Here is a 10913-nt window from a genome sequence, read left to right on the forward strand (position 1 = left end):
ATGCACACCTTCGACGAGCTGTTCACCGTCCCGGTCATGGCGATCCTGCGCGGGATGGATCCGCAGCGCACGGTCAGCCTCGCCGAGCGGGCGTGGGACCTGGGGATCCGCGCGGTGGAAGTGCCGATCGAAACGGGGGAGGCCGAGCCGTCCCTGCGGGCCGCCGTCGAAGCGGGCAGGCGGCGCGGACGTCCCGTCGGCGCCGGCACAGTGGTCGGCCTCGACCAGCTGCACGCGGCGCACGCCGCCGGCGCGGCGTTCACCGTCGCTCCCGGCCTGGATTCCGAAGTGCTGCGCACCAGCGAGGAGCTGCGAGTGCCGCACCTGCCCGGCGTGGCCACCCCGAGCGAGATGCAGTGGGCCCAACGGCTGGGGGTGACCTGGGTGAAGGCCTTCCCCGCCGCCGAGCTCTCCGCCGGGTGGTTCCGCGCGATGCGCGGACCGTTCCCGAGCATGCGCCTGGTCGCCACCGGCGGCGTGCACGCGGGCAACGCGGAGGAGTACCTCGCGGCCGGGGCCTCGGTGGTCGCCGTGGGCTCGGCGCTGGAGGACTCCGCGCAGCTGGCCAGGCTGGCCGACCTCGTCGGTGGCGCGGGCGCGCCGGGCTGAGCCGCCCTCCGGTGTGGCCCAGCACACCGCGCGCCGCGCGGCGCTGCCGACCGCTGGTCACCTGCGACGATCGCGCGCGCTCCCGCTGCGCGGCGCTGCCCGGCGCCGTTGCGGGGGAGACGGGTGAAGCAGCTCATGGCGCCGCGTGCCGCGCCCGTTAGGATGGGTCGGCAAGCCTGCGGCGAAATCGGAGGAACCCGGTGCGAGTCCGGGGCGGTCGCGCCACTGTGACCGGGGAGCTGCCCCTGAGATGCCACGGCCCGGAACGGGCGGGAAGGCGGGGGAGGTGCGGTGATCCGGGAGCCAGGAGACTCCGAGCGCCGCAACCCCCACCCGGGGCGCGCACCCCGAGAGAGAGGACGAGGCGTGACCGAATCCGCCAGTACACGTGTGCTGCTGCTGTCCACCGCCGACACCGACCTGCTCGCCGCACGTGCCTGCGAAGCGGACTACCGCGTGGCGAACCCGGCCCGCGTCTCTGCTGAGGAAGTGCCCGACCTGGTGTCCGGTGTGGACATCGTCGTTGTGCGGCTGCTCGGCGGCAAGCGCGCCTGGGAGGACGGGCTGAACGCGGTCCTCGAGACCGGTGTCCCGACCGTCGCGCTCGGCGGCGAGGCGACTCCGGACGCGGAGCTGATGGCCCTGTCCACCGTTCCCTCCGGTGTGGCGACCCAAGCCCTGTCCTACTTGGTGGAAGGTGGTCCGCGCAACCTCGCGCACCTGGCCTGGTTCCTCTCGGACACGGTGCTGCTCACCGGAACCGCGTTCGAGCCGCCGGAGAAGACCCCCGAGTTCGGTGTGCACGGCAGCCGGGAGCACGACCCCGCCCGCCCCACAGTCGGCGTCGTGTTCTACCGGGCGCACGCCCTGGCCGGGAACACCGCGTTCGTGGACGTGCTCGCCGACGAGGTCGAAGCCGCCGGTGCCAACGTGCTGCCGGTGTACTGCGGGTCGCTGCGCGGCCTGTCGGACACCGAAGGGCTGCGCGAACTCCTCGGCGAGTGCGACGCCCTGATCGCCACGGTGCTCGCCGCGGGCGGTTCCGTGGCCGCCAACGCCAGCGCGGGCGGCGACGAGGACTCGTGGGACGCCGGCGCACTGGCCGAACTGGACATTCCCGTGCTGCAGGGGATGTGCCTGACCAGCAGCCGTGCGCAGTGGGAGGAGAGCGACGCCGCGCTGTCCCCGATGGACGCCGCCATGCAGGTGGCCGTCCCCGAGTTCGACGGCCGCCTGATCAGCGTCCCGTTCTCCTTCAAGGAGTCCGGTGAGGACGAGATCCCGGTCTACGTCGCGGATCCGGAGCGCGCGCGGCGCGTCGCCGGGACAGCGGTGGCCCTGTCCCGGCTGCGCGGAACCCGCAACGCGGACAAGCGCCTCGGCGTCGTGCTGTCGTCGTACCCCACCAAGCACTCCCGCGTCGGCAACGCCGTCGGACTCGACACGCCCGCCTCGGCCGTGGTGCTGCTGCGCGCGCTCGAATCAGCCGGCTACGACCTCGGTGGTCTCGACACGTCCGGACTGGACGGGGACGCGCTGATCCACCGGCTCATCGCCGCGGGCGGGCACGACGTCGAGTGGCTCACCGAGGAGCAGATGTCGCAGGCCGCCGTACGGATCCCGGCGACGCGCTACCGCGAGTGGTTCGACGCGCTGCCCAAGCCGCTGGCCGACAGCATGGTCGAGCACTGGGGAACGCCGCCGGGCGGCCTCTACGTCGACGAGGAAGGCGCGATCTACGTCGCCGCTCTGCGGTTCGGCAACGTGGTGCTGCTGATCCAGCCGCCGCGCGGCTTCGGCGAGAACCCCATCGCGATCTACCACGACCCGGACCTGCCGCCGTCGCACCAGTACTTCGCCGCCTACCGGTGGTTGGAGGAGGAGTTCGGCGCCGACGCCGTGGTGCACCTGGGCAAGCACGGCACGCTGGAGTGGTTGCCCGGCAAGGGGATCGGGCTGTCGGCCGACTGCGCCCCCGACCCGGTGCTGGGCGACATGCCGCTGGTGTACCCGTTCATCGTCAACGACCCGGGCGAGGGCACGCAGGCCAAGCGGCGCGGGCACGCGACGGTCATCGACCACATGATCCCGCCGATGGACCGGGCCGACTCCTACGGCGACATCGCGAAGCTGGAGCAGCTGCTCGACGAGTACGCGTTGGTGTCCGACATGGACCCGGAGAAGAAGCCGGCGCTGCGCGACCAGATCTGGGAGCTGGTCACCTCGGCCGAGCTGCACCACGACCTGCACCAGAAGGAGCAGCCGGACGCGGATTCGTTCGACGACTTCGTGATGCACATCGACGGCTACCTCTGCGAGATCAAGGACGTGCAGATCCGCGACGGGCTGCACGTGCTGGGCAGGGCCCCGCAGGACGAGGAGCTCGTCAACGACGCGCTCGCCGTGCTGCGCGCCCGGCAGGTCTTCGGCGGAGCGGTCGGCGCCGTCCCGGGGCTGCGCTCGGCGCTGGCCGAGCACTTCGGCATGGACGAGCAGGCGCTGCTCGCCGACCCCGGCAGCCGCGCGTCCGTGCCGAGCGCGCTGACCGATCTCGTGGACGGGCCCGCCGCCTCCGGGGCGGACGCGGTGGATCTGCTGGAGTCGCTGGCGCGGCGCATCGTGGAAGCCGTGGCCACCACCGGCTGGGACGCCGACCGCGCCGCCGCGACCGCGCAGGAGGTGCTCGGCGGCAGCGTGCCGCAGGTCGAGAAGGTCGCGCACTTCGCCTGCGCCGAACTCGTGCCGCGGCTGGCGCGCACCACCGACGAGATCGACAACGCGGTGCACGCCCTCGACGGCGGATTCGTCCAGTCCGGACCGTCCGGTTCGCCCACCCGGGGACTGGTCTCCGTGCTGCCGACGGGGCGGAACTTCTACTCGGTCGACCCCAAGGCCATCCCCTCGCGCAACGCCTTCGACGTCGGTTCGTCCCTGGCGGATTCGCTGATCGCGCGGCACGTGGCCGACCAGGGGTCCCACCCCCGCTCGGTCGGGCTCACCGTGTGGGGGACCTCGGCCATGCGGACGCAGGGCGACGACATCGCCGAGATCCTGTGGCTGCTGGGCTGCCGCCCCGCGTGGGACGACGCCTCGCGGCGCGTCACCGGGTTCGAGATCGTCCCTCTGGAGGAGCTCGGCCGTCCGCGCATCGACGTCGTGATGCGGATTTCCGGCTTCTTCAGGGACGCGTTCCCGCACGTGGTCAGCCTCGTCGACGACGCGATCCGCGCGGTCGCGCAACTCGACGAGTCCGATGCGGACAACTACGTGGCCGCGCACTACCGCGCCGATCTCGGCGAGCACGGCGACGAGCGCCGCGCCAGCTCGCGGATCTTCGGCTCGAAACCGGGGGCCTACGGCGCCGGTCTGCTGCCGCTCATCGATGCGCGGAACTGGCGCAGCGACGAGGACCTCGCCGAGGTGTACGCCACCTGGGGCGGCTACGCCTACGGGCGGGGCCTCGACGGGCGGGAGGCCCGCGCCGAGATGGAGACGGCGTTCAAGCGCATCCAGGTCGCCGCGAAGAACGTCGACACACGCGAGCACGACATCGCCGACTCCGACGACTACTTCCAGTACCACGGCGGCATGGTCGCCATGGTCCGCTCGCTGTCCGGGCAGAACCCCGAGGCCTACGTCGGGGACTCGGCCGTGCCGCACGCGGTGAAGACCCGCACCCTCGGCGAGGAGACCAAGCGCGTCTTCCGGGCTCGCGTGGTCAATCCGAAGTGGATCAACGCCATGCGCCGGCACGGGTACAAGGGCGCGTTCGAGATGGCGGCCACCGTGGACTACCTGTTCGGCTTCGACGCCACGGCCGAAGTGGTCGACGACTGGATGTACTCCAAGCTCGCCGAGACCTACGTGTTCGACGACGAGGTCCGGCAGTTCCTCAACGACGCCAACCCGTGGGCGCTGCGCGGCATGACCGAGCGGCTGCTGGAGGCCGCCGACCGCGGTCTCTGGGAGGAGCCCGACCAGGAGAAGCTGGAGGAGCTGCGGTCGATCTACCTCGAGCTCGAAGGCGAGCTCGAGGAGTAGCCGATCCGGCGGGAGACGGCGCTTCCCGGTACGCGGGTCCTCGAGCACGGGGGTTCTCGAGCACGGGGGTCCTCGAGCACGGCCTGCTGCCCGACATGCTGGGACGTGTCGGGCAGCAGGCCGGTCCGAGTTCTGCGACGTACGGCATGCGCGTGCCGTGTTCGATCGTTTTCTGCCGTGTGCCAGTGGATCTGGATGTCCACTGTGTCCTGACGCGCAGTGTTCTCCGCCGGCGAACTTCACCGGATCGAGTGGTGGGGGACGGGGGTGCCGAAAACCTCTCGCACTGTGACCCTGCTGAGTGGGGACACTCCGGTGCGGATGCGAACGGTCCGCTCCGGGAGCGGTAACACCAGGGAGGAGAGGGAGTCATGGCGCGAGGCAGTACTCCGCGGAGGAGCAGGCACGTCGCGGCCGTGTTGTCCGCGGCCGCGATGGTGTCGGGGTCGATCGCTGCGGCCGGGATCGCGGGCACGGCGCACGCCGCTCCTGAGCAGCCCGCCGCCGCGGCCTCCTCGGCCGCGGCGCAGGCACCGCCGATCGTGGGCGGCGAACCCGCCCCGATCGCAGCGAGCCCGTGGGTGGTGTACCTGAGTGATGGCCAGGGCAACCAGTTCTGCGGGGGAACGCTCGTGCGCTCGAACAAGGTGGTGACCGCGGCGCACTGCGTGGAGGGGGAGTCCGCGGGTTCGGTCGAGGTCGTCTCCGGACGTGCGGACAAGAACACGGACGCGGGAACCGTGTCCGAGGTCACATCAGTGTGGACACATCCGTCCTATCGGAACCCGCAGGCGGGGGCCGACATCGCCGTGCTCACGCTCGCAGGTGAGCTGCGGCAGCCGACGCTGGACCTCGCCCCACCGCAGGACGAGCAGCTCTACGCGCCCGGCACGCCCGCCACGGTGTACGGCTGGGGGACGACGAGCGAGGGCGGGCAGTCCTCCGACGTGCTGCGCAGCGCCGAAGTGCCGCTGGTCGGCGACGAGAAGTGCGGCGCGGCCTACGGCGGCGACTTCGACGCCAGCGCGATGGTGTGCGCGGGCCTGCCCGAAGGCGGTGTGGACAGCTGCCAGGGCGACTCCGGAGGCCCCCTGGTCGCCGGTGATCGGCTGGTCGGGATCGTCTCCTGGGGCAACGGTTGCGCCCGGCCGGGATCGCCGGGGGTCTACACCCGCACGGCCGCCTACCAGCAGGACGTGGTCGCCCAGCTGAACGCGTGAACCGCACCCGCTCGCCGGCGGCGCGGCAGCGCGGAGGGCGCGGAGACGGGTGCGCGGCGCGGCCCGCCGACCCGCGGCGGAGGGTGGACGCGGCGGCGCGGGAACCGCCTCGCGCCGCCGCACCTCCCCGCTGGCGGCAGGTGCTCAGCCCGCCACCAGGCCGATCGAGATCGTGACGAAAGCGGTGGCGCTGACGAGGTCGAGGGTTCGACCGACCCGGGGGTTGCGCAGCCGGTCGGCGATGTGCCCCGCCCCCAGGACGATCGCGAGCTCCCAGACGGCGGCGAGGGCGAGGAACAGCACGCCGAGCACGACGAGCTGCGCGGCGGGGTAGGCGGCGGAGCCGACGAACTGCGGCAGGAAGGCCAGGCTGAACAGCAGCATCTTCGGGTTGGTGATGTTGCTGAGGAAGCCGCGGGTGAACGGTTTCGCCGTCTCGGCGTGCCGCGCGGGCAGCCCGCTGCGGGCCTCCCGCCGCGCCAACCAGAGCCCGCGCAGGATGCTCCCGGCCAGGTAGAGCAGGTAGGCCGCGCCGATCCACTTCAACGTGGACAGCACCGCCGGCTGCTGCGTGATGAGCGCGCCGAGCCCGGAGATCACCACGGTCATCTGCACCGCGCTGGCGCTGTGGATGCCGAGCAGGGCGCGCAGGCCGGCGCCCCGTCCCTGGTGCAGCGAGGTGCGCAGCAGGAGGAACGTGTCCACGCCCGGGGTGAGGATCACGACGAGGCTGGCGATCAGGAACGCGGGCACCGTGCTGAGATCCACGAACACGTCCTCCTCCTCACACGATCAGGTTCGATCTGCCGGTGGCTACCGGCACGGGTCGGGACGCGTCGGGTGCGCCCCGTTCGATGCAAAGCCCCCAGTGCGCACATCCATGTGCTCAACATGCCCATGGAGAGGAAAATTTCCGCGATATATCCATAGTAACGGGATTTTTTCCGAAAACCATGTGAGTTGTGCCTCCGCCCGGCGAGCGCGCGGGGGCACTACGGTGATCGGCTGGCGCAACCCGGTGAGAGGAGGCACCCCGTGGCGAGGTGCGACGGGAGCGGAGACTCCGCCGACGCCCCCGGTGCGGAGGCGGGTGGGCGCGGCCGGCTCGTGCGCGGTGCGGGCGTGCTCGGCGGTGTGGTCACGGTTCTGGCCGGGATGTCCCCGGCCGCGCAGGCCGTCACCGCCGAGCCGAAGGTGCTCGGCGGGGAGCGGAGCGACACGAGCCGGGCTCCGTGGGTGGTGGCGCTCACCGACGCCGAGGGGCGGCAGTTCTGCGGCGGCACGCTCGTGCGCCCCGGCAAGGTCGTCACCGCGGCCCACTGCACCGTCGACCAGCTCACCGGCGTCGAGCGCCCGTCGGAGGACCTGCACGTGGTGGTCGGGCGCAGCGACCTGCGCACCGACGCCGGGAGCGAGGCCACCGTCGCCGACGTGTGGCGCCACCCCGACTACCGCGACGTGCAGCACGGCGACGACATCGCGGTGCTCACGCTGCGCGACCCGCTGCCGCAGCCGACGATCGACCTCGTCGAGCCGGGTGATGCGGAGTCGTACCGCCCCGGCACGCGCGGCACCGTGTACGGCTGGGGCCGCACCGCCGAGTCCGGTCCGTCCTCACCCGTGCTGCGCTCCGCCGAGGTGCCCGTGGCGGCGAACGCGGAGTGCGCGGAGACCTACTCCGAGTACGACCGGTCCGCGATGTTCTGCGCCGGAGTTCCCCGGGGCGGCGTGGACTCCTGCGCCGGGGACTCCGGTGGTCCCTACGTGGTCAACGGGCGGCTGGCCGGCGTCGTCTCCTACGGCGACGGGTGCGGCCGCCCGGACACCCCGGGTGTGTACACCCGCACCTCGGGCTACGTCCCGCTGCTCGAGGGGCAGCTGTGAGCCCGCCTGCGAGCCGCCTGCGCGGTGCTCCGGCGCAGGCCGGGGCGCCCAGCGGCGCGCCCCCGGCGGGGTGGCGTGCCTAACGGTGCCGCGGGGTCGGGCGAACCGGGCGGGCGCTGCTGTGGTATCCACGAACAGGTGATACTTCAGCCGCTCGCGACTGCTGTCCACCGGGCGTACACCGCCGATCTGGACGCGACCGATTTCTACCGCATGCTGCGCCTGCGGGTCGACGTGTTCGTCGTGGAGCAGAACTGCCCGTACCGCGAGCTGGACGACCGCGATCTCGAGGAGACCACCCGGCACTTCTGGATCGACTCCGCCGACGGAGTCGTCCTCGGCTACCTCCGGCTGCTGGAGGAGCCCGACGGCACGTACCGCATCGGCCGGGTGTGCACCGAGGCGGGCGCCCGCGGCATGGGGCTGGCGCGCAAGCTGATGCGCGCCGCGCTCGCCGAGATCAGGCGCAGTCCGGCCGTGCTGTCCGCGCAGGTGGACAAGGCCGGCTTCTACCGCTCCTTCGGCTTCGTCGAGAGCGGTCCGGTCCACGACGAGGACGGCATCCCGCACGTCGACATGCGGCTGGCCGAGTGAGGCCAGGCCCCGGCCGGGTCGCGGACCTCCTGCGCAGCTCGGGTGGAGCGCCGCAGCGCGGAACGGCCCGGTGAGCTCCCGCGGGCTCCGTGGGACTTCTCTCCGATCGGGCCCGCTGTGTTGGATCCGTGATCGCGCTCTGCCAGGATGCTGGTGGACCTGCAGGAAACGGTTCCACGAGGGGGCGCCAGGGAAGCCGGTGCGAATCCGGCACGGCCGGCGCCACTGTGACCGGGGAGCGGACCTCCCGCGCGGGCCACCGGACCGCGGCGCACGGACGCCGCCCCGGGAAGGCCGGAGGGACGCGAGGATCCGGGAGTCAGGACACTGCCGCCCCTCGCCCCGACACCCCGGGCGTCCGAGACCGGAGGAAGGAAGACCTTGGTATGACTGCCTCGCCGCAGGCCTCCCGCGTGAGTCCGCGCTTCCCGTTTTCCGCCGTCGTCGGGCACGACGACCTGCGGTTGGCGTTGCTGCTGAACGCGGTGCACCCCCGCATCGGCGGTGTGCTGGTGCGCGGTGAGAAGGGCACGGCGAAGTCGACGGTGGTGCGAGCGCTGGCCTCGCTGCTGCCGGTGCTGGACGTGGTGCCGGAATGCCGGTTCGCCTGCTCCCCCGCGCAGCCCGACGCGCAGTGCCCGGACGGTCCGCACGCCTCCGCGGGGGCGCAGCACCGCGCGGCGCGCCTGGTGGAGCTGCCCGTCGGCGCCACCGAGGACCGGCTGCTCGGATCGCTGGACGTGGAGCGGGCGCTGTCCGAGGGCGTCCGCGCCTACCAGCCCGGCCTGCTGGCCGCGGCGCACCGGGGCGTGCTCTACGTCGACGAGGTCAACCTGCTGCACGACCACCTCGTGGACGTCCTGCTGGACGCGGCGGGGATGGGGCGCGCGCACGTCGAGCGGGAGGGCGTGTCCGTCTCGCACGCGGCGTCGTTCGTCCTGGTCGGGACGATGAACCCGGAGGAGGGCGAGCTCCGGCCGCAGCTGCTCGACCGGTTCGGGCTGGCGGTGGAGGTCGGTGCCGACCGCGAGGTCGGGACCCGGTCCGAGGTGATGCGCCGCCGCCTGGCCTTCGAGGACGACCCCGAGGGGTTCGCCGCGCGGTGGGCCGCCGAGGAGGCCGAGCTGGCCGAGCGGATCGCGCGGGCGCGCGACCAGGTGGGCAAGGTCGTCCTGCCCGACGCGGAACTGCGCCGCATCGCTGCGCTGTGCGCATCGTTCGAGGTGGACGGGATGCGCGCGGACCTCGTGCTGGCGCGCACCGCGGTGGCGCACGCGGCCTGGCGCGGTGCGGACGCCGTGGCCGCCACCGACGTTGAGACGGCGGCGAAGCTCGTGCTGCCGCACCGGCGGCGCCGCGATCCGTTCGACGAACCGGGTGTGGACGACGACCAGCTGCAGCAGGCGCTCGACGACGCCGCGCAGCACGCGGACGAGCCCGGTGACGACCAGGGCGGCGGTTCGGACGGCGACGGGGACGACTCGGGCGGAACGGACGGCGACGGAGGGCCGGACGACGAAGGGCCGGACGACGGTGGTCCCGATGACGACGGCCCCGGCGGCGGCGCGCCCGAACCGGAGGAGCAGCAGGCCTCGGCGCCCTCCTCGCAGTCGCAGGGTCAGGAGTCCCAGGACTCGGACGGTTCCTCGCCGGCGCCGCAGGAGCGCCGCGCACCGGCGCCCGGGTCCGAGTTCCGCGCGCGCCTGCTGGAAGTTCCCGGCACGGGGGAGGGAGCTCCCGGCCGCCGCAGCCGCGCCCGCTCGCGCACGGGACGCGGGGTGCGCGCCTCGTCCCACGAGGGGTACGGGGTCCACCTTCCGTCCACTGTGGTCGCTGCCGCTCCGCACCAGCACGCGCGGGGGCGCAGCGGCCCCGGTCTCGTGGTGCGCAACGAGGACGTGCGCCGCACGGTGCGCGAGGGGCGCGAGGGGAACCTCGTGCTGTTCGCCGTGGACGCGTCCGGCTCGATGGCCGCGCGGGAGCGGATGTCCGCGGTCAGCGGCGCGGTGCTGTCACTGCTGCGGGACGCCTACCAGCGCCGGGACAAGGTCGGCGTGATCTCCTTCCGCGGGGAGTCCGCCGAGGTGGTGCTGCCACCGACGTCCTCTGTGGACGTTGCTGCGGCGCGGATGCGCCAGCTGCGCACCGGTGGCCGCACGCCGCTGGCCGACGGACTGCTGCGCGCGCAGCGGGTGGTGGACAGCGAGCGGGTGCGCGATCCGCAGCGCCGCCCGTTGCTGGTGCTGCTCACCGACGGCAAGGCGACGGTCCCGGCGAACGCGGCGACCGCCCCGAGCGGATCCCGGCAGCGGGCGCGCCAGGCGAGCGCCGATGCGGTGCGCGCGGCCGGCGTGCTCGCCGAGCGGGAGGTCGCCGGTGTGGTCGTGGACTGCGAGCAGGGGCCGGTGCGGCTCGGACTGGCCGGTCAGGTGGCCGCTGCGCTCGGTGCTTCCGCGCTGCGGCTGGAGGAGCTCTCGGCCGATGCGGTGGCCGGCGTGGTGCGCGCGGCGCAGCAGCCGGCGGGGGCGGTTCGGCGCGCCGCATGAGCGCGCCGTACACGAATTT

At 73.1% G+C, this 10913-nt stretch carries 7 protein-coding genes and 2 riboswitches; of the genes, 6 read left to right on the plus strand and 1 reads right to left on the minus strand.

Annotated elements, in window-relative coordinates:
- The 3 genes from ACYVJE_RS17480 (at position 1) to ACYVJE_RS17490 (ending at position 5870) form a co-directional block, all read left to right on the plus strand.
- Complete coding sequence (locus tag ACYVJE_RS17480) at positions 1-609, plus strand: bifunctional 4-hydroxy-2-oxoglutarate aldolase/2-dehydro-3-deoxy-phosphogluconate aldolase (RefSeq protein ID WP_459156858.1); 609 nt, start codon at positions 1-3, stop codon at positions 607-609.
- A 191-nt stretch (positions 610-800) separates the two neighbouring features.
- A riboswitch (cobalamin riboswitch) is annotated at positions 801-922 on the plus strand.
- Between the two features lie 53 nt (positions 923-975).
- Positions 976-4650, plus strand: coding sequence for a cobaltochelatase subunit CobN (gene cobN, locus ACYVJE_RS17485; RefSeq protein ID WP_461145299.1), 3675 nt, complete (start codon positions 976-978; stop codon positions 4648-4650).
- 371 nt (positions 4651-5021) lie between these two features.
- Positions 5022-5870 (plus strand): S1 family peptidase, encoded by an 849-nt coding sequence (locus ACYVJE_RS17490; protein ID WP_461145300.1) that lies wholly within the window; start codon positions 5022-5024, stop codon positions 5868-5870.
- A gap of 144 nt (positions 5871-6014) precedes the next feature.
- Here the strand turns inward: ACYVJE_RS17490 and ACYVJE_RS17495 are convergent, their stop codons facing one another.
- Positions 6015-6644 (minus strand): LysE family translocator, encoded by a 630-nt coding sequence (locus ACYVJE_RS17495; protein WP_459156855.1) that lies wholly within the window; start codon positions 6642-6644, stop codon positions 6015-6017.
- Positions 6645-6905: 261 nt separating this feature from the next.
- Here ACYVJE_RS17495 and ACYVJE_RS17500 point away from each other — a divergent pair, with 261 nt between their 5' ends.
- The 3 genes from ACYVJE_RS17500 to ACYVJE_RS17510 all read left to right on the plus strand — a co-directional run bounded on the left by ACYVJE_RS17500 (position 6906) and on the right by ACYVJE_RS17510 (position 10894).
- Positions 6906-7754 (plus strand): S1 family peptidase, encoded by an 849-nt coding sequence (locus tag ACYVJE_RS17500; RefSeq protein ID WP_461145301.1) that lies wholly within the window; start codon positions 6906-6908, stop codon positions 7752-7754.
- Positions 7755-7892: 138 nt separating this feature from the next.
- Positions 7893-8348, plus strand: a complete 456-nt coding sequence (locus ACYVJE_RS17505) for a GNAT family N-acetyltransferase (RefSeq protein WP_459156853.1) — start codon at positions 7893-7895, stop codon at positions 8346-8348.
- Between the two features lie 191 nt (positions 8349-8539).
- Positions 8540-8676, plus strand: a riboswitch (cobalamin riboswitch).
- 58 nt (positions 8677-8734) lie between these two features.
- The gene (locus ACYVJE_RS17510) at positions 8735-10894 is read left to right on the plus strand and encodes a magnesium chelatase subunit D family protein (protein WP_461145302.1); all 2160 of its coding nucleotides are present in this window, start codon (positions 8735-8737) and stop codon (positions 10892-10894) included.
- Positions 10895-10913 lie beyond the last annotated feature (19 nt).

Source organism: Salinifilum aidingensis (genome assembly GCF_054782015.1).